Annotated in this window: 14 protein-coding genes; 7 read left to right on the top strand and 7 right to left on the bottom strand. The window is 72.3% G+C overall.

Annotation, left to right across the window (positions count from 1 at the left end):
- Positions 1 to 44 precede the first annotated feature (44 nt).
- Complete coding sequence (locus tag ACIP60_RS20820; RefSeq protein WP_400686540.1) at positions 45 to 1946, bottom strand: AMP-dependent synthetase/ligase; 1902 nt, start codon at positions 1944 to 1946, stop codon at positions 45 to 47.
- Positions 1947 to 2195: 249 nt separating this feature from the next.
- On the opposite strand from ACIP60_RS20820, the gene ACIP60_RS20815 reads away from it, so the two are divergent.
- From ACIP60_RS20815 to ACIP60_RS20800, 4 genes are all read left to right on the top strand, one after another.
- Positions 2196 to 3929, top strand: coding sequence for an ABC transporter ATP-binding protein (locus tag ACIP60_RS20815; protein WP_400686538.1), 1734 nt, complete (start codon positions 2196 to 2198; stop codon positions 3927 to 3929).
- A gap of 251 nt (positions 3930 to 4180) precedes the next feature.
- Complete coding sequence (locus tag ACIP60_RS20810; protein ID WP_100838467.1) at positions 4181 to 6079, top strand: ABC transporter ATP-binding protein; 1899 nt, start codon at positions 4181 to 4183, stop codon at positions 6077 to 6079.
- A 207-nt stretch (positions 6080 to 6286) separates the two neighbouring features.
- A complete protein-coding gene (gene sigJ, locus ACIP60_RS20805; RefSeq protein ID WP_400686536.1) occupies positions 6287 to 7147 on the top strand; it encodes an RNA polymerase sigma factor SigJ in 861 nt (286 codons plus the stop codon).
- A 157-nt stretch (positions 7148 to 7304) separates the two neighbouring features.
- The gene (locus ACIP60_RS20800; protein WP_100836106.1) at positions 7305 to 8375 is read left to right on the top strand and encodes an FAD-dependent oxidoreductase; all 1071 of its coding nucleotides are present in this window, start codon (positions 7305 to 7307) and stop codon (positions 8373 to 8375) included.
- Between the two features lie 149 nt (positions 8376 to 8524).
- On the opposite strand, the gene lepA is transcribed toward ACIP60_RS20800, so the two are convergent.
- Entirely contained in the window at positions 8525 to 10393 is a 1869-nt protein-coding gene (gene lepA / locus ACIP60_RS20795; protein ID WP_400686533.1) for a translation elongation factor 4, read from the bottom strand.
- Between the two features lie 104 nt (positions 10394 to 10497).
- Between lepA and ACIP60_RS20790 the strand changes: the two genes are divergently transcribed.
- Complete coding sequence (locus ACIP60_RS20790; RefSeq protein ID WP_400686531.1) at positions 10498 to 10803, top strand: antibiotic biosynthesis monooxygenase family protein; 306 nt, start codon at positions 10498 to 10500, stop codon at positions 10801 to 10803.
- Between the two features lie 200 nt (positions 10804 to 11003).
- A complete protein-coding gene (gene rpsT / locus ACIP60_RS20785) occupies positions 11004 to 11267 on the top strand; it encodes a 30S ribosomal protein S20 (protein ID WP_099899135.1) in 264 nt (87 codons plus the stop codon).
- A gap of 411 nt (positions 11268 to 11678) precedes the next feature.
- Here the strand turns inward: rpsT and holA are convergent, their stop codons facing one another.
- Positions 11679 to 12674, bottom strand: a complete 996-nt coding sequence (gene holA, locus ACIP60_RS20780) for a DNA polymerase III subunit delta (protein ID WP_100836109.1) — start codon at positions 12672 to 12674, stop codon at positions 11679 to 11681.
- A 163-nt stretch (positions 12675 to 12837) separates the two neighbouring features.
- Here holA and ACIP60_RS20775 point away from each other — a divergent pair, with 163 nt between their 5' ends.
- Complete coding sequence (locus ACIP60_RS20775; RefSeq protein WP_400686528.1) at positions 12838 to 13101, top strand: hypothetical protein; 264 nt, start codon at positions 12838 to 12840, stop codon at positions 13099 to 13101.
- 163 nt (positions 13102 to 13264) lie between these two features.
- Here the strand turns inward: ACIP60_RS20775 and ACIP60_RS20770 are convergent, their stop codons facing one another.
- The 4 genes from ACIP60_RS20770 to ACIP60_RS20755 form a co-directional block, all read right to left on the bottom strand.
- On the bottom strand, positions 13265 to 16003 hold the full coding sequence (locus ACIP60_RS20770) for a ComEC/Rec2 family competence protein (RefSeq protein WP_400686526.1): 2739 nt from the start codon (positions 16001 to 16003) through the stop codon (positions 13265 to 13267).
- Positions 16004 to 16610: 607 nt separating this feature from the next.
- Positions 16611 to 17720: a helix-hairpin-helix domain-containing protein gene (locus ACIP60_RS20765; RefSeq protein ID WP_400686524.1), complete on the bottom strand. Its 1110-nt coding sequence runs from the start codon at positions 17718 to 17720 to the stop codon at positions 16611 to 16613.
- Positions 17721 to 17832: 112 nt separating this feature from the next.
- Positions 17833 to 18786: a DegV family protein gene (locus ACIP60_RS20760; protein WP_400686522.1), complete on the bottom strand. Its 954-nt coding sequence runs from the start codon at positions 18784 to 18786 to the stop codon at positions 17833 to 17835.
- A gap of 118 nt (positions 18787 to 18904) precedes the next feature.
- Positions 18905 to 19684, bottom strand: coding sequence for a hypothetical protein (locus tag ACIP60_RS20755; protein WP_400686520.1), 780 nt, complete (start codon positions 19682 to 19684; stop codon positions 18905 to 18907).
- Positions 19685 to 19831 lie beyond the last annotated feature (147 nt).

Raw genomic sequence — 19831 nt, 5'->3', positions numbered from 1 at the left:
CGAAACCCGAAAAGGGTCCGCCGGCCGCACCGGACGGGCGGGGCTCAGGCCTCGTTGGTGCCCGCGTACATCGCGCTGACCTCGTCGGCGTACGTCCGCTCGACCACCGGGCGCTTGATCTTCAGGCTCGGGGTGAGCTCGCCGTGCTCGATGTCCAGGTCGCGCGGGAGCAGCGCGAACTTCTTGATCGTCTGCCAGCGCTGGAGCTCGCCGTTGAGGCGCTTGACGAAGCCGTCGATCAGCTCGACGGTGGCCGGGTCGGCGACCACCTCGGCGTACGGCTTGCCGGCCAGGCCGTGCTCGGCGGCCCACGGCATGATCACCGTCTCGTCCAGGCCGATCAGCGCGGTGCAGTAGTTGCGGCCGTTGCCGATCACCAGGATGTTGCTGACGAACGGGCAGATCGCCTTGAACTTGCCCTCGACCTCGCTGGGCGCGACGTACTTGCCGCCGGAGGTCTTGAACATGTCCTTCTTGCGGTCGGTGATCCGCAGGTAGCCGCCCTCGCCGAGCTCGCCGATGTCGCCGGTGTGGAACCAGCCGTCCGGCTCCAGCACCTCGGCGGTCTGCTCGGGCATCCGGTGGTAGCCGCGCATGACGCCCGGGCCGCGCAGCAGGATCTCGCCGTCCTCGGCGATCCGCACCTCGGTGCCGGGCAGCGGCAGGCCGACGGTGCCGACCCGGAAGTCCTCGGCCCGGTTGACCGTGGAGCCGGCCGAGGTCTCGGTCAGGCCGTAGCCCTCCAGCACCGGGACGCCCGCGCCCTTGAAGAAGTAGCCGATCTCCGGCGCCAGGGCCGCGCTGCCCGACACCGCGCCGCGCAGCCGGCCGCCGAACGCGGCCCGGATCTTGGTGTACACCAGCCGGTCGGCCAGCGAGTGCCGCAGCCGCAGGCCCAGCGGGGCGCTCTCCCGCCCGGTGGCGACCTGGGCCGCCTGGACGGTCTGTGCGTACTCGCGGGCCGTCCCGGCCGCCCACAGGAAGATCTTGTACTTGGCGCCGCCCTCGGCCCGGGCCCGGCCCGCGATGCCGTTGTAGACCTTCTCGAAGATCCGCGGCGCGGAGGCCATCAGGGTCGGGCGGATCACCGGCAGGTTGTGGATGATCCGGTCCACCCGGCCGTCCACCGCCATCACGTGGCCGGTGGCGATCTGGCCGGAGATCAGCGTCTTGCCGAACACGTGCGACAGCGGCAGCCACATGAACTGCACGTCGTCCGCGCGCAGCAGCCCGCTCTCCTCCTGCGCCACGCCCTCGTAGGACCAGCAGTCGTGCACCAGACGCACGCCCTTGGGGCGGCCGGTGGTGCCGGAGGTGTAGATCAGGGTGGCGAGCTGCTCCTTGTCGAGCGAGTCGACGGCCTTCTCCACCGCGTCGGGGTGCTCGGCCAGGTAGGCGGTGCCGCGCTCCTCCAGCTCGGCGAGGGTGAGCACGGTCAGTCCCTCGGCCTGCGGGACGCCGCCGGCGGGGGCCTCGAACAGGACCACCCACTCCAGTTCGGGCAGCGCGTCCTTCTGCTCGGCGGCCTTGCGCAGCTGGCCCTCGTCCTCGGCGAACAGCGCGCGGCTGCCGGAGTCGGCCAGGATGAACGCGGTCTCGTCGGAGTTGGTGCTCGGGTAGACGGTGGTGGTGGCCGCGCCGGCGCACATGTTGCCGAGGTCGGCGAGGATCCACTCGATCCTGGTCGCGGAGGCGATCGCCACCCGGTCCTCGGCGCGGATGCCCAGCGCCATCAGGCCGGCCGCGACCGCGGTGATCCGCCGGTGCGCCTGCGCCCAGGTCAGCGAGCGCCACTGCTCGGCACCCGGAGCGCTGTCCGCGGCCTGCTCGTCCACCGGAACCGGGTACCGGTAGGCCTCACCGTTCGGAGTGGCCTTTACCCTGCTGAGCAACAGGTGCGCCACGGAGGGCGGGCGCCGCTCGATCATGGACTGCGCGGAACTCAACGAGGACCTCCGGGGGCGGGTGGACCGAGAGCGGGCGGGCGCCGGCCGCGGGGGCCGCCCGACACCGACTTAACCGGCGAGTAACAAAGGGCACCAGCAGCCTAGGGGGTGGAAAGCCGATCCGTAAGGGGGTGACGTGAGCTGGCACACTCCCAGGTCGGCAGTGCAGCAGCTGCCCGAACGTGAAGCTTTCTCCCCAGTACCCGAAATCGGGATGCGCCCATCCCCTCCGCAGACGAGAGTGTCACGGTGCTTTTCAGACTCCTACGCGCCCATCTGGGCCCCTACTCCCGGGACATCACCCTGCTGGTGCTGCTCCAGCTGGTGTCCACCATCGGCATGCTCTACCTGCCGACGCTGAACGCGGACATCATCGACAGCGGCGTGCTCAAGGGCGACACCGGCTACATCCTGCGGGTCGGCGCGGTCATGGTCGGCGTGTCGCTGGCCCAGGCCGCCTGCTCGATCGGCGCGGTCTACTACGGCGCGCGCACCGCCATGTCCGTCGGCCGGGACGTCCGCGCCGCGGTGTTCTCCCGGGTGCAGGACTTCTCCGCCCGCGAGCTCAACCAGTTCGGCGCGCCCTCGCTGATCACCCGCACCACCAACGACGTCCAGCAGGTGCAGATGCTGGCGCTGATGACCTTCACGCTGATGGTCGCCGCGCCGATCATGTGCGTCGGCGGCGTGGTCATGGCGCTGAACCAGGACGTGCCGCTGTCCGGCCTGCTGCTCGCCGTGGTCCCGCTGCTCGGCGCGGTGGTCACGGTGCTGGTCGGCAAGATGCGGCCGCAGTTCCGCGGCATGCAGACCCGGATCGACGCGGTCAACCGGATCATGCGCGAGCAGATCACCGGCATCCGGGTCATCCGGGCCTTCGTCAAGGACGACCACGAGCAGGCCCGCTTCAGCGGCGCCAACGGCGAACTCGCCGACTACTCGCTGCGGGTCGGCCGGCTGATGTCGCTGATGTTCCCGATCGTGATGGGCGTGGTGAACGTCTCCAGCGTCGCCGTCTTCTGGTTCGGCGCGCACCGCATCCAGAGCGGCGGCATGCAGATCGGCGCGCTCACCGCGTTCCTCTCCTACCTGATGCAGATCCTGATGAGCGTCATGATGGCCACCTTCATGTTCATGATGGTGCCGCGCGCCGAGGTCTGTGCCGAGCGCATCCAGGAGGTGCTGGACACCGAGTCCAGCGTCGTCCCGCCGCTGCGGCCGGTCACCGAGCTGCACGCCCGCGGCACCCTGGAGCTGCGCGGCGTCGACTTCCGCTACCCGGGCGCCGAGGTCCCGGTGCTGCGCGGCATCGACCTGACCGCCCGGCCCGGCGAGACCACCGCCGTCATCGGCTCCACCGGCTCCGGCAAGACCACCCTGCTCGGACTCGTCCCCCGGCTGTTCGACGCCACCGGCGGCACCGTCCTGATCGACGGCGTGGACGTGCGCGAGCTCGACCCGCGGAAGCTGTCCGAGATCATCGGCCTCGTCCCGCAGAAGCCGTACCTGTTCTCCGGCACCGTCGCCTCCAACCTGCGCTACGGCAAGCCCGAGGCCACCGACGAGGAGCTCTGGCAGGCGCTGGAGACCGCGCAGGCCGCGGACTTCGTCCGGAAGCTCCCCGAGGGCCTGGACGCCCCGATCGCCCAGGGCGGCACCAACGTCTCCGGCGGCCAGCGCCAGCGCCTGGCGATCGCCCGCGCGCTGGTCCGCAGGCCCGAGGTCTACCTGTTCGACGACTCCTTCTCGGCCCTCGACTACGCCACCGACGCCCGGCTGCGCGCCGCGCTCGCCCGGGAGACCGGGGACGCCACCGTGGTGATCGTCGCCCAGCGGGTCTCCACCATCCGCGACGCCGACCGGATCGTCGTCCTCGACGAGGGCGCCGTCGTCGGCACCGGCACCCACCAGGAGCTGATGGCCGACAACCCGACGTACCGGGAGATCGTGCTCTCCCAGCTCACCGAGCAGGAGGCGGCGTGACCAGCCCCGAGAACCACGGGAACCCCGGGAACTCCGAGAACCACGGGAACGACGGGAACCGGGAGACGCCGGGAGGCCCGGAGACCCCGGAGGCCGTGCGGGCTTCCGGCGGGCCGGACCTGACCAAGACCGGGGCGGCCGGGGCCTCGGCGGCCTCCGAGACGTCCGGGGCGTCCGGGGCCCCCGCCGAGGTGCCCTCCGGTTCGCAGGAGGCGGCGGCCCGGCGCGGCAGCGGCGGACCCGGCCGGTTCATGGGCGCGCAGGGCACCGAGAAGTCGAAGGACTTCGGCGGCTCCGCGAAGCGCCTGCTCGCCCTGCTCGGCCCCCAGCGCAAGCTGCTGTTCACCGTGCTCGGCCTGGGCGTGCTCTCCATCGGCTGCCAGGTGGTCGGCCCCCGGGTGCTCGGCAAGGCGACCGACCTGATCGTGGCCGGGGCCACCGGGCCGCGCTTCGCCGGCGCGCCGGACAAGCAGGCCGTCCTGGACGGGCTGCGGGCCCGGGGCGAGGGCAACGTCGCCGACCTGCTCGCCACCGTCGACTTCACGCCCGGCCGGGGCATGGACTTCGACACCATCGGCACCGTCCTGCTCTGGGTGCTGGGCATCTACCTGGCCGCCGTCCTGTTCGGCGTGCTCCAGGGCCGGCTGGCCGCGCTGGCGATCAACCGCACGGTGTTCCGGCTGCGCGAGGAGGTCGAGGCGAAGCTGTCCCGGCTGCCGCTCAGCTACTTCGACCGGCAGTCGCGCGGCGAGGTGCTCAGCCGGGTCACCAACGACATCGACAACATCAACCAGTCCATGCAGCAGACCATGGGCCAGGTGGTGAACTCGCTGCTGACCATCGTCGGCGTGCTGGCGATGATGTTCTGGATCTCGCCGCTGCTGGCGGTGATCGCGCTGGTCTCGGTGCCGGTCTCGGTGGTCGTCGCCACCAAGGTCGGCAAGCGCGCCCAGCCGCAGTTCATCAAGCAGTGGGGCTCCACCGGCAAGCTCAACGCGCACATCGAGGAGATGTTCACCGGGCACAGCCTGGTGAAGGTCTTCGGCCGCCAGAAGGAGGCCGCGGAGCTCTTCGACCGGGAGAACCGGGCGCTCTACGAGGCGTCCTTCCGGGCGCAGTTCATCTCGGGCATCATCCAGCCCGCGATGATGCTGGTCGGCAACATCAACTACGTGCTGGTCGCGGTGGTCGGCGGTCTGCGGGTGGCGAGCGGCGCGCTGTCCATCGGCGACGTGCAGGCGTTCATCCAGTACTCCCGCCAGTTCAGCCAGCCGCTCAGCCAGGTCGCCTCGATGGCCAACCTGGTGCAGTCCGGCGTCGCCTCCGCCGAGCGGGTCTTCGAACTGCTGGACGCCGAGGAGCAGTCCCCCGAGCCCCGGCACCCCGAGCGCCCCGCCGAAGTGCACGGCCGGGTTGCGTTCGAGGACGTCTCCTTCCGCTACGACCCCGACAAGCCGCTCATCGAGGGCCTGTCCCTGAAGGTCGAGCCCGGCCACACGGTGGCCATCGTCGGCCCGACCGGCGCGGGCAAGACCACCATGGTCAACCTGCTGATGCGGTTCTACGAGGTCAGCGGCGGGCGGATCACCCTGGACGGGGTGGACATCGCCGCGATGTCCCGCGAGGAGCTGCGCTCCGGCATCGGCATGGTCCTCCAGGACACCTGGCTGTTCGGCGGCACCATCGCCGAGAACATCGCCTACGGCGCCGAGAGCGCCACCCGCGAACAGGTGGTCGCGGCCGCGAGGGCCGCGCACGTGGACCGCTTCGTGCGAACCCTGCCCGAGGGCTACGACACCGTCCTGGACGACGAGGGCGCCGGCGTCAGCGCGGGTGAGAAGCAGCTGATCACCATCGCCCGGGCCTTCCTCGCCCAGCCCTCGATCCTGGTCCTCGACGAGGCCACCAGCTCCGTCGACACCCGCACCGAGGTGCTGATCCAGCGCGCCATGGCCGAACTGCGCACCGGCCGCACCAGCTTCGTGATCGCCCACCGGCTCTCCACCATCCGGGACGCCGACGTGATCCTGGTGATGGAGAACGGCTCGATCGTCGAACAGGGCACCCACGACGAGCTGATCGCCGCCGACGGCGCCTACGCGCGCCTCTACCAGGCCCAGTTCGCCCAGGCGGTGGCCGAGGTCGACTGACCCCGCACCACCCGCCGCGCCGGGGGGAGGTCCGCACCGCGCGGGCCTCCCCTCGGCGCGTCCGCGCGTCCCTGATGGGAGGTCAGCACCGGCCCGCGGCGGCCGCCGTCGGGCGCGCTACCGTGGTCGGGTGTCCGAACCGACCGCCGCGCACCCGACCGCCGACACCTCCCCCGCCCCGCCGCCGGGCCGTCCCCGGCCGGTCCGGTGGACGCCTTCCAGGCCGAGCGCCGCTACCTGGGCGCGGTGGCCTACCGGCTGCTGGGCTCGGTCGCCGACGCCGAGGACGTGCTCCAGGACGCCTGGCTGCGCTGGCAGTCCGCCGACCGGTCGGACGTCGCGGACCCGCGCGCGTACCTGACCACCGTGGTCACCCGGCTCTGCTACGACCAGCTGGGCTCGGCCCGGGCCCGCCGGGAGGCGTACGTCGGCGAGTGGCTGCCGGAGCCGGTGCTGACCGCCGCGGACTCCCCCGCCGAACGGGTCGAGCTGGGCGAGGCGGTGTCGGTGGCGATGCTCGCGGTGATGGAGCAGCTGTCCCCGGCCGAGCGGACGGCGTTCGTGCTGCACGACGTGTTCGCGGTCGGCTTCGACGAGATCGCCCCGGCCCTGGACCGCTCCCCCGAGGCCGCCCGGCAGCTCGCCTCCCGGGCCCGCCGCCGGGTCCGGGACGGCGGTCGGCGCGGCCCGGTCGACCCGGCCGAGCACCACCGGGTGGTGACGGCGTTCACCGCCGCGGCCACCGGCGGCGACCTGGCCGCGCTGGTGGCGCTGCTCGACCCGGAGGTCGTCTGGCACGCCGACGGCGGCGGCGTCGTCCACGCGGTGCGCCGCCCGGTCCTCGGCGCGCTCCACGTCTCCCGGCTGCTGCGCAAGCTCACCACCCGCTGGATCGGCCCGGAGCAGCCGCTGGTCCCGACCGTGGTCAACGGCGAGGCGGGCGCGGTCTGGTACGCGGCGCCCGGCACGGTCGGCGGCGTGATGGCGTTCACCGTCGAGAACGGCCTGATCACGGCCGCGTACGTGATGGTCAACCCGGAGAAGCTCGGGCACCTCGCGGCGGAGTGAGCCGAGCCGGCGGAACGGGTGGAGCGGGCCGGCGGAACGGGTGGAGCGGGCCGAGCCGTCGAAGCCGGCGGAGTGACCGGGATCACGGTCACACCCGCCCCGGCCGCGCCGTCCCCCTTCCAGCACCGCCACCGGCGGGGTTCCGAAGGAGGACGAGATGACCGGCAAGCACATCGTGGTGATCGGCGCGGGCTACGCGGGGCTGTCCGCCGCCGCCGGGATCGGCCGCGGCCCGGACCGGGTCACCCTGGTCGCCCCCGAGCAGCGCTTCCACCACCGCGTCCGGCAGCACGAGATCGCGGCGGGCCGCCGGGTCGCCCGCCCCGAGATCGCCCACGTGCTGCGCGGACGCAAGGTCACCCACCGGGCCACCCGGGCCGTCGCGATCGACCTGGCCGCCCGCGAGGTGCGCACCGAGGACGGCGGGCGGCTGGCCTACGACACCCTGGTGTACGCGCTCGGCAGCCGCACCGCCTGGGGCGGGGTGCCGGGCGCCGCCGAGCACGCGTACTCGGCGGAACGCGCCGAGGAGCTGCGCCACCGGCTCGCCGGAGCCGCCGCGCCCGGCACCGTCGCGGTGGTCGGCGGCGGCCCGACCGGCATCGAACTGGCCACCGAGCTGGCCGAGGCGTACCCGGCCTGGCAGGTCCGGCTGGTCGCGGCCGACCGGGTCGGCGGCTGGCTGTCGGAGCGCGGCCGGGCGCACGTCCTGGCGGTGCTCGGCCGCCTCGGGGTCCGGGTCGACGAGCAGCACCGGGTCACCGCCGTCACCGCGGCCGGGCTGAGCTGCGGGGACGACGACCTCCCCGCGGACGTGGTGGTGTGGGCCGCCTCGATGGAGCCGCACCCGCTGGCCGCCGACGCCGGCCTGGCCGTCAACGCCCGCGGCCGCGCCCTGGTGGACGACCACCTGCGCTCGCTCTCGCACCCCGAGGTGCACGTGATCGGCGACGCCGCCGCCGTCGACCTGCCCGGCACCGGCGAACTGCGGATGGCCTGCGCCACCGCGATGCCGCAGGGCCGCTACCTGGCCAAGCTGCTCACCGGCCGCACCGGCAAGCCGTTCTCGTACCGCTACGTCACCCAGTGCCTGAGCCTGGGCCGCGGCGAGGCGCTGGTGCAGCTGATCCACGGCGACGACTCGATGCGGCCCCGGGTGCTGACCGGCCCGGCCGGCCGGTTGGTCAAGGCCGGCATCGTCAAGGGCCTGCCGCTGTCGCTGCGCTGACCCCGGGCGCCGACGACGGCGTTTGGCCCATGGCGGCGGGCCCGTGGCGGGCGGCCGGGACGGCGGCAGTGCGCCGGAACGACGGCGGCGGGCCGGCACCCCCTCGTGCGAGGGAGCACCGGCCCGCCGTCATCGGCCCGACTCCGGAGCTACTTCTTCTCCTTCGGGGCCTCCGCGTCCGTCGACAGCGCGGCGATGAAGGCCTCCTGCGGGACCTCCACCCGGCCGACCATCTTCATCCGCTTCTTGCCTTCCTTCTGCTTCTCCAGCAGCTTGCGCTTGCGCGAGATGTCACCGCCGTAGCACTTGGCGAGGACGTCCTTGCGGATCGCCCGGACCGTCTCGCGGGCGATCACCCGGGAGCCGATCGCGGCCTGGATCGGCACCTCGAACTGCTGGCGCGGGATGAGCTTCTGCAGCTTGCCGGCCATCATCACGCCGTAGTTGTAGGCCTTGTCCTTGTGCACGATCGCGGAGAACGCGTCCACCGCGTCGCCGTGCAGCAGGATGTCGACCTTGACCAGGTTGGCGGACTGCTCGCCGATGGGCTCGTAGTCGAGCGAGGCGTAGCCGCGGGTCTTGGACTTCAGCTGGTCGAAGAAGTCGAAGACGATCTCGGCCAGCGGCAGGGTGTAGCGCAGCTCGACCCGGTCCTCGGAGAGGTAGTCCATGCCCTGGAGGGTGCCGCGGCGGGACTGGCAGAGCTCCATGATCGCGCCGACGAACTCGTTCGGCGCCAGGATGGTGCCGCGCACCACCGGCTCGTACACCTCGGCGATCTTGCCGGTGGGGAACTCGCTCGGGTTGGTGACGGTGTGCTCGGTGCCGTCCTCCATGATCACCCGGTAGACCACGTTCGGGGCGGTGGAGATCAGGTCGAGGTTGAACTCGCGCTCCAGCCGCTCCCGGATGATCTCCAGGTGCAGCAGGCCGAGGAAGCCGCAGCGGTAGCCGAAGCCGAGCGCCACCGAGGTCTCCGGCTCGTAGGCCAGGGCGGCGTCGTTCAGGCGCAGCTTGTCCAGGGCGTCGCGGAGCAGCGGGTAGTCCGAGCCGTCCAGCGGGTAGAGGCCGGAGAACACCATCGGGCGCGGGTCCTTGTAGCCGCCGAGGGCCTCGGTGGCGCCCTTGTTCTGCGAGGTGATGGTGTCGCCGACCTTGGACTGCCGGACGTCCTTCACACCGGTGATGATGTAGCCCACCTCGCCGACGCCGAGGCCGTCGGCGACCTTGGGCTCCGGCGAGATGACGCCGATCTCCAGCAGCTCGTGGGTCGCGCCGGTGGACATCATGGCGATCCGCTCGCGCTTGGTGAGCTGGCCGTCCACGACTCGCACGTAGGTGACCACGCCGCGGTAGGCGTCGTACACCGAGTCGAAGATCATCGCGCGGGCCGGGGCGTTCTTGACGCCGACCGGGGCCGGGATCTTCTCGACCACGTGGTCGAGCAGCTCCTCGACGCCGAGGCCGGTCTTCGCGGAGACCTTCAGCACGTCGCTCGGGTCGCAGCCGATGATGTGCGCGATCTCGGCGGCGTACTTCTCCGGCTGGGCGGCCGGCAGGTCGATCTTGTTGAGCACGGGGATGATCGTGAGGTCGTTCTCCAGCGCCAGGTACAGGTTGGCGAGGGTCTGCGCCTCGATGCCCTGGGCGGCGTCGACCACCAGGATGGTTCCCTCGCAGGCCGCGAGGGAGCGGGACACCTCGTACGTGAAGTCCACGTGGCCGGGGGTGTCGATCATGTTGAGGATGTGCGTCGTGCCCGCCTGCTCACCGGACCTCGGCGCCCACGGGAGGCGGACGGCCTGGGACTTGATGGTGATGCCGCGCTCGCGCTCGATGTCCATCCGGTCGAGGTACTGGGCGCGCATCTGCCGGGGGTCCACCACGCCGGTGATCTGCAGCATCCGGTCGGCGAGCGTCGACTTGCCGTGGTCGATGTGGGCGATGATGCAGAAGTTGCGGATCACCGCCGGGTCAGTACGGCTGGGCTCTGGCACGTTGCTGGGGGTCGCGGGCACCTTGGTCCGATTTCTGATCCGATCAATATGGTTCTGTCCATCCTCCCATGCCGAACGGCCCCCGGGTCCTTCCCGGCCGAGCGGGAGTGCGGGACGATCACCTCATGATCTTGGAAAGCGCCCTGCTCGACGTCCTCCCCGGCCGGGAGGAGGAGTTCCTCGCCGCCTTCGCCGAGGCCCGCCCGCTGATCTCCGTCCAACCCGGCTTCCGCTCCCTGGAACTGCGCCGCTGCCTGGACGCGGGGCGCGCCTCGCGCTTCCTGCTCCAGGTCGGCTGGGACGCCCTGGAGGACCACACCGAGGGCTTCCGCCGCTCCCCCGAGTACGCGCGCTGGCGCGAACTGCTGCACCGCTTCTACGACCCGTTCCCGACCGTCGAGCACTACGGCGAGCCGCTGCTCACCGCCTGACCGCCGGCCGCGGTCGAGGGGACGGCGCGGGAACGGCCGGGGAGGGCGGCTGGGGTCGGCGGTCCGGTTTGGGCGGGCCGGGGCGGCCCTGGTAGCGTGGGGCGCTGCACTCCGCCCTCGGCATGCCCTCTCAGCTGCCCGAGCGGCACCAGGGGTGCCACCCGTCGTAGTAACGATTCACAACAGACTGAGGCTCTTTCGTGGCGAACATCAAGTCCCAGATCAAGCGCAACAAGACCAACGAGAAGGCGCGCCTGCGCAACAAGGCCGTCAAGTCCTCGCTGAAGACCGCTCTGCGCAAGGCCCGCGAGGCCGCTGCCGCCGGCGAGACCGAGAAGGCCGTCGTGCTGGCCCGCGCCGCCTCCAAGGCCCTCGACAAGGCCGTGAGCAAGGGCGTCATCCACAAGAACCAGGCCGCCAACAAGAAGTCGGCGATCACCAAGCGCGTCAACGTCGCCGCCTGATCCAGTTCTTCCGTACGGCCCCGCCGTACACCCGGTGCCACCAGGCACCACTCCGGTCGGCGTGAACCCGCGGCCCTCTACCCGCCACCGCCGACCACCCGCTCCCGGAAACCCCGGCCCTCTACCCGGAGTTCCGACGAGCCGTACGTCCCGTACCGCACGCGGCCTGCGTTCGCCACGCGGGTGCGGTACACAGCTTCACAGTGCGAGCGCCCGTCCACGGGCCTCCACTCCCTGCCCGCCCGGGTCTCCCGGGCGGGCAGTCGGCGTTTCCGGCACTCTTCCGACCGGGTCGCTTCCCCCGCCCGAACGCACCGGCGAAGCACCCGAACCCACCCCGGCCCGGAGCGCCCCACCGGCACGAGCCGGCCGGCAACTCCCCGCCCCGACAGGTGTGCGCGGGTCCAGTGCCTAGTAGGGGCGGGAACCGGCCCGGGAGGCGCGGGCCACGGCGACGACGGCGCGCTCCAGCGCGTACGCGGGGTCGTCGGAGCCGCCCTTCACGGCGGCGTCGGCCTGGGCGACGGCGGTCAGCGCGGCGGCCACCCCGTCGCCGGTCCAACCGCGCATCTGCTGGCGCACCCGGTCCACCTTCCACGGCGGCATGCCCAACTCGCGCGCCAGGTCGGCGGGCCGCATGTTGCGGCCGGCGGAGGCGAGCCGGCCGATGCTGCGGACGCCTGAGGCGAGGGCGTAGGTGATGCCGGTCGGCGGCTGGCCGACCGCCAGCGCCCAGCGCAGCCGTTCCAGCGCCTCGGCGGCCCGGCCGGTCACCGCGAGGTCGGCCACCTCGAAGCCGGTCGCCTCGGCGCGACCGCTGTAGTACTTGGCGACCGCCGCCTCGTCGATCGGGCCTTCGATGTCGGCGGTCAACTGGCTGCACGCGGCCGACAGTTCCCGCAGATCGCTGCCCAGCGAGTCCAGCAGCGCCTGGCACGCCTCGGGGTTGGCGGCCCGCCCCAGGGTGCGGAACTCGTTGCGGATGAAGGCCAGTTTCTCGCTCGCCTTGGTGAGCTTCGCGCAGGCGACCTCCCGGGCGCCCGCCTTCTTCGCCGCGTCCAGCAGCCCCTTGCCCTTGGCACCGCCCGCGTGCACCAGCACCATGATCACTTCTTCGGCGGGCGACTCCAGGTAGGCCTTGACCTCCTTGACCGAGTCCGCCGAGAGGTCCTGCGCGGCCCGGACCACGATGACCTTCCGCTCCGCGAAGAGCGAGGGCGTGGTGAGCTCCGCCAACTGCCCCGGCTGCAGCGCCCCCTGCGCGAGGTCCCGGACGTCCGTGTCCGGGTCCGCCGCCCGGGCCGCCGCCACCACCTCGGCAACCGCGCGGTCCAGCAGCAGCTCCTCCTGGCCGACCGCAACGGTCAGCGGGGCGAGCAGGTCGTCGGGTGCACTCTTCCTGGCCATCGCCTACCAGGATCGCACGCCACACGGACAGCCTTCCGCGCCACACCCCTTCCCCTACCGCACCGGGCGCCTCCCTTCCCTGCCTCCTGGCCCCTCCGCGCGCCGCCCGCCGGGGAAGCGGGGCCGGTGCCGTACCGGCTGCGGGGCCGAGGACAATAACGACGTGATCGAGAACAATGACCGTCAGTTGCTCGTCCTCCCCGACCGCGATGCGGCGGAGGAGGTCGCTGAGGAGTTGAGTGTGCGCTGGCCCGAACTGGGCGACGTCGAGGTGGTCCGGGACTCCCTCGCCGGGGAGGACGACGCCGAGGACGCCCAGTGGCTGGTGGTGGTGGAGGCCCCCGAGGAGGACGGCTGGACCACCCGCCTGCTGAGCGCACTCGACCAGCTCGTCGCCGAACAGGACGGGTGGCGGGAGCAGGGCTGACGTCCCGCCCCATCCGCCACTCCCCTCGTCACCGCCTGGCCCCGCCCGAACGAGGTACCCCACCCGTTCGGGCGGGCGTTTCCGCTCCGGACCGTCCCCCGGCCCGGTCCCGCCCCGGGCCGGGACCAACCCCGGGCCGGGACCAACACCAGGGCGGGGCCGGTCAACCGTGAACCGGGTGCGGGTGCGTCGCCACGGCCAGGTCCCGCGAGTCACCCAGAACCGCGATGTCCCCGGAACTGTCGGTCCGGACCACCGTCGCCCCCAGCGCCTTCAGCCCCGCCACGGTCTGGGGCGCCGGATGCCCGTACGGGTTGCCCACGCCGCAGGAGATCAGGGCCAACCGCGGACGGAGCGCGGCCATCAACGACCAGTCCTGGTTCGCCGACCCGTGGTGCGCCACCTTCAGGACATCCACCCGTCCCACCCCGGGCGGCCCCGGACCGCTTCGAATCGTGCCCAGGCCGGCACCCTCAATCCCTCTACCTTCCAGCTGAGTTGATGGCTCACCACCTGGTTCGAGCACCGAAGACGGAGACTTGGCCGGGGATGGGGGCGGCGGCACGCCGAGTGCCAGCAGGGCGGACTGGGCCGGAGGTTCCAGGTCTCCGAGCAGGGCGACCCGCAATGGGGCCGCGGGCGGGCCGAGCACCGCGAGGATCGCGATGCTGGAGTTGTTCGGCCCCTCGGCGTCGGATGCCGGGGGCGAGGTGGGCCACAGGACCTCCCAGGTGAGTTCGGCCCCGGCAGTGCGCCGTTCGCCGCGCCGCGCGTGCATCACCGGAATGCCGCCGCCCGCCGCCCAGCGGAGCACCCGGGAGCGTTCGCCGTCCGACTCGTCCGAGGTGGTCACCTCGATCGCCCCGACCGACCGGCCGCGCAGGACGCCGGGGATGCCTTCCGCGTGGTCGGCATGGAAGTGGGTGAGGAGCAGGAGGGGGATCCTGGTCACCCCGAGGCCCCGCAGGCAGGCGTCGGCCGTCTTGGGGTCGGGCCCGGCGTCCACCACCACGGCGGTGCCCGGTCCGACAGGCAGGACCGTCATGTCGCCCTGCCCGATATCGCACATCGCCAGCCGCCAGCCCGACGCGGGCCACCCGGTCGCCAGCCGGACGACGGAGGGCGGGCGCAGCAGCACCAGCGGCAGCAGCAGGGCGACCACGAGCGCCACCAACGCTCTCGTCCGCCGATGTCGGCTCTGGCGGCCGGCCAGCAGCGGTGTCACCGCCCAGGCCAGCGACACGATCACCACCACCAGTAGGACCGCACCGAGCGCCCCGGCGGGCCAGGCGAGTTCGGCCCCCGGCAGTTCCGCCCCGCGCCTCGCGACAGCGGCCAACCAGCCGACCGGCAGTGCCGCGAGGTCCGTCAGGAACTCCGCGGTCCCCTTGGAGAAGGGTGCGACCGCGAGCGCGCCGAATCCGAGCAGGGTGGCCGGGGCGACCGCGATCTCGGCCAGCAGGTTGCACGGCACCCCGACCAGGCTGACCCGGGGCGCGAGCAGCACGGTGACCGGCGAGCAGAACGCCTGCGCCGCCGCGGTGGCACCGACCGCCGCCGCCAGGTGGTGCGGCCAGCGGCGCGCCCGGAGCGCCGCCGTCCACCTCGGGCCGAGCACCAACAGCCCGGCCGTGGCCAGCACAGAGAGCAGGAACCCGTACGAGCGGGCCAGGTACGGGTCCACCAGGATCAGGATCAGTACCGCGCCGGCCAGCGCGGGGACGCCTCTCCGCGGTCGGCCGGTGGCCAGCGCGAGCAGACCGATCAGCCCGGTGGCCGCAGCTCTGAGCACGCTCGGGTCCGGCCGACAGACGGTGACGAACGCCAGCGTCAGCGCGGTTCCGAGCAGCGCCGTGGTGCGGAACGAGAGGCCCAGCAACCCGGCCAGGCCACCGCGTCCTGGGGTGTCGGGTTCACTGGGCGTGCCACCGACCAGGACGGCCAGGACGATCGCCAGGTTGGCACCGCTCACCGCGACCAGGTGACCAAGGTCGGTGGCCCGGAACGCGTCCGCCAGATCGTCGGGCAGCCGCGACACGTCACCCACCACCAGCCCGGGGAGCAGCCCGCGCGTGTCCGGCGGAAGGTGGTCACAGGCGTCCCGAAGTCCTTTGCGGAGGTGGGCCGCGAGGCGCTGCGGGAGGTTCGGCGGAGCGATGACACGCGGCTGCCCCTGAGGAACGAGCAGCGCCGCGCTGTCGCTCCGGGACCTCCCTCCCGCCGCACCGGCCGCCGGTGGCCGCTCCGGCAGCACCTCCGCCCGCAGTTCCAGTTCGACGGATGGGGTCAACTGCCTCCAGGGGTAGTCGCCTTGGGAGCGGACCAGCAGGGTGACAGGCGTGCGGGTCGCGATGGGCGGCGGCCGAGAGCCGCCCTGGGGAAGCGGAGCGGCACGGACTCGGGTGACGAGTGCGGAGATGGTGAGCGTCGGTCTGGACAGGGAGCTGCCCTGGGTGTGCGAGCCGTGCTGTTTCGGATCGCCCGTGACGGTCAGCTCGACGGTGATCTCGGGATTGACAGGTTTCTCTTCCACCGGCTGCCGCGCAGCGCCCTGTCCGCCACCGTCGACCCGCTGTCCGACCGCAGCGGGTGGTGCGGCGGGACGGGCCAGTGCGGGCAGTGGGCCGCGGTGCAGGTCTGCGGTGTGCAGGACGGTGGTGGTGGCCGCCGCGGCGGCGGTCAGCAGGACCGCTGCGGTCAGGCGGTGAATCGATCGACGAGGTCCTTTCGTGGCGAGCAGGACGAGGGAGACCGGCGCAGCCGCCAGGGCGGCCAGCAGCAGCGGGGGGTGTCGGTCCGGATCCAAGGCGAGGACAGCGGCGGCCACTGCCCATGCGGTGCAAGCCGGGAGGAGCAGTCGGTAGTCGGTCCGGTGGTGGACGAGAGGCGGCGCGGCCAGCATCGAAGCTCCTCCTTTCGGCAGGGCAGCGGGCGGCGGTGAACGGCGGGTGGTCAACAAGGCAGCGGTGGTTTCCCTCCGTATACGCCCTCCTTGGCGGGAAAACTGGTTGATGCTCTCGATTCGTCTGGGGACTTGGGTATGCGCAAGCTCGGGCCCATGCGGTGGTTGGCCAACAAGCCTTCCGTAAAGCCGACTTGGCGACTGTTTCGGTAAAGCCGTGCGGGCTTAACGGTTTTCGGGGCTGTACTCGGCGTGAGGTCTGCTCACCTCACGCCGAGCAGCGAGAGCTGAGCAGGGGCAGCCTCCCGACAGCAATGCAGCAGTGTTTGTCGCGGTGGCCTCACCACAGAGGGTGGGCCCGGTCAGAGCTCGGGCGGAGCGGTCAGAGCCGTCCACCCGCAGGGGCGAAGGACGTGGTCGAGCAGAGCGGCGACGGCGGTGATTCGGGTCTCGCGCCCCCTGCCTCTTGGTCGGCAGGCGGCGGGATTGCCTGCCAGGACACGCAGTGGCGGTACAAGACGGGGCGCGCAACAGGAGCGAGCTGAAACCTCCTCGTGCGTTCTCGGGGTGGGTGATGTACCTGGCCGAGCCTGGCGGGAGCGGCCGGTCAGAGGGTCAGGAGCGGCTTGAGGTCCTCGTACTTCCGCGGGCCGATGCCGGGGACTTGGCGGAGTTGGTCGACGGATTGGAAGGGACCGTGGGCGAGGCGGTACTGGAGGATGCGTTGGGCCAGTGCGGGCCCCACGCCGGGGAGTGTGTCGAGCTGGTCCGCGCCGGCGCGGTTGAGACTCACGGGGCCTGCGGGGGCGCCGCCCGTGGCTGCGCCGCCGGGGAGGGGGTCGGTGCCTACGAGGATCTGTTCTCCATCGGTCAGTAGGCGGGCGAGGTTGAGGAGGCTGGTGTCGGTGTCGGGGAGCGGGCCGCCGGCGGCGGTCAGGGCATCGGCGACCCTTGAACCCGCGGGGAGGGTTCGCAGGCCGGGGTGTTGGACTTTCCCGGCGATATCGATGACGAGGGGCGGTCCGGTCGGCTGGAGTACTGGCGCTCCTTCCGTGGTCCGATCAGAGACGGATTCGGCTGTCGCGACGGCGGGGACGGAAACGGGGTGCGGTCGGCCGAGCCAGAAGTGCTGGACGGCGTAGCCCGTGGCGAGGACAAGCAGAACGGTCAGACCGAGTACGGCCCGGCGGTCGAGGGCGAGCGCGCCCGGGAGGCGGAACCGCAGGGGCAGTTTCGGCGGGGTGGTGTGGGACACGGCGGCGGGGTTCGGGGTCGGTGGAGCTTCGGGTGGCGTCAGGTCCAGGTCCGACGGGGTGTCGGCCCAGCTGTCGTCGAACGGATGGAAGTTGGCGGGCCACTCCGGAGAGGAAGCGCCGTCCAGCGGGTCGGCGCCGTCCGGAACCGACGCTCCGCCGCTGGGAGGATCTCGCTCCGGCGGCGAATCGGCTCTCGGCGCCACGGGCACTTCCGTCCGCACCGGAGCAGAGGGTTCAACTGTCGCGGCGCCTTCAAGCCGGCATTCCGAGAACGTCGCCGAATCGGCCTCCGCGTCGTGCGCCGACCGCAGCGGCGGACCGTTCGCTGCCGCTGAAGGCAGTTCGAGCGCGAGGAGGTCGGAGTCGGCGGGCAGGTCTGCCGGGAGGATCCGGTCGAGACGGACCCGGGCGGTTGCGATGGCCAGACGGCGACGGGCTCGGGGGGTGGTGATGGTCCTCATGGCGAGGACAGTAGAACGGTGCTGACGGTCCGTCGGAGAATTCGCCCACCCCTGTGGATAACTCCGGCTTGTGGATAACTCTTGTCGCTCGAACGAGTGATTCCAGCGGGGTTCAGTACGACGATGCGACGATCGGAGAGACCACTACGGCCAGCAATCCAGGGCCGACGTGCGCGCCGATCACAGCGCCGACCTCGCTGACGTAGAGCTCTTTCAGCCCGGGCACCCGTTCCCGCAGCCGTTCCGCCAGTGGTTCGGCCCGGTTTTCGGCGGCCAGGTGGTGGACAGTGATGTCCACCGACTGCTGACCCGCGCGTTCGACGGCGATCTCTTCCAGCCGGGCGATCGCCCGGGAGGCCGTGCGGACCTTCTCCAGCGGCTCGATCCGCCCTCCGGCCAGGTGCAGCAGTGGTTTCACCGCCAGTGCGGAGCCGACCAGTGCCTGGGCGGTTCCGATCCGGCCCCCGCGCCGCAGGTGCTCCAGGGTGTCGACGTAGAAGAAGCTCGCGGTGCCGGCGGCCCGGTCCTCGGCGGCGGCGACCACCCGGTCGAGGTCCGCCTCGACGGCGCCGGCATCGGTATCGGCAGCTGCGCCCCGGCCGCCCACGGTTCCCCCTGCGCCACCGGACGCCGAACCGGCCCGGGCCGCGTCCAGCGCCTGGGCCGATTCGGCGGCGGCCAGGACGCAGCTGCCCAGGGCCATGCCGACGAGCCGGCTGTCGACCACCCGGACCGGGATCGAGACCTCGGCGGCGGCCAGTTGGGCAGCCTCCGCGGTGCCGGAGAGCTCGGCCGACAGGTGGATGGAGACGATGCCGCGCGCACCGGCTTCGGCGGCCGCCCGGTAGGCGGCGGCGAAGGTCTCTGGGCTGGGGCGGGAAGTCGTCACCCGCTGCTTGGAGCGCAGGGCCTCCGCGACGTCCTTCGGAGAAATCTCGACGCCTTCCGCGAAGACCTCGTCACCCACCGCGACGCTGAGCGGGACCACCCTGATGCGGTGCCGGTCCACCGCCTGCTGGGGCAGATACGCGGTGGAATCCGTGACAAGTGCGAGGTGGCCGGGCATGTGCCGGAGGTTACCCGCCGCGGGGCCGAGAAGACAGCGCTCGTTATTCGGTGGTTTGCCCCTCAGGGGGTGGGGTAATTTCTCCGCACACGGAAAGCGACCGTCTCGTGACGCGGGGTCAGGGGCGGTTGGGTCCCGCTGGGTTCGGCTTGCGGAGGCGGTCGGCGAGGCGGGAGAGCGGCTCGGCGGCCAACCCCAGCAGTTCCTCGGCACTGGTCGGGCGGCTGGAGCCGAGTCCCTTGCGGCGGTCGGCGGGCTCCTCCGCGGAGGCGGCGGTGCCCGGGGAGTCCGTTCCGTCGGCGGGGGCCGAGGCGGTGCCGAGGCCGTCAGCGGCAGTGGGCTCGGCGGGGGTCCAGTGGCGCAGAGCACCGGCCTCGTCCTGGCACTCCTTGCCGAGGCGGGCGAGCTCGTCGTCGGCGAAGCGGCGCATCCGGTCCTGGGCGGCCCAGCGCAGGGAGTCCGCGGAGTGGGTGATCCGCTCAGCGCGCTCGCGCAGTTCGGGGAGTTTGGCGGCGACCCGGCTGTTCTGCGGCTCGCGCTCCAGCATGCGGAGTTCGGAGTCGAGTTCCGCGGCGTGCGAGTCGAGGCGGGCGAGCAGTTGAAGCGCGTCGCCGAGTTGGCCGTCCTGCGGGACGCCGGACTCCAGGACCTGGCGGGTGGAGTCCAGGGCGGTGCGCAGGGACAGCCGGAGCGCGGCGATCCGGCCCTGCTCCCCCGGCCTGGTGATGCTCTTCGCCTTCAGGGCCGCGTTCTCCACCGCCCGCTGGGCGTTGGCACTGTGCCGGTCGACCTTGGCAGCCACCGCCTTCGCCGCCTTCACCGTCCCGACCACGGCCATCACCAGCAGCGCCACCCCGAAGAGCGCGACCAGCGCCACCACTACACCGAGCGCTTCCATCGGGAGCCCACCTTCCGCCCGTGACCGGCCCTGGACCGCCCGGTGCGGTCCGCGTGTCCGCCGGAACCTCCACCGTAGCCCGGAGCGGCGGCCGACAGCAGGTCGCGAGCATGCATCAGGCCCGAGATCAGGGACAGCTCAGGGATG

This window comes from Kitasatospora sp. NPDC088783 (assembly GCF_044750705.1).
Lineage (GTDB): Bacteria > Actinomycetota > Actinomycetes > Streptomycetales > Streptomycetaceae > Kitasatospora > Kitasatospora fiedleri.
This window is presented reverse-complemented; position numbering and strand designations above follow the sequence as displayed.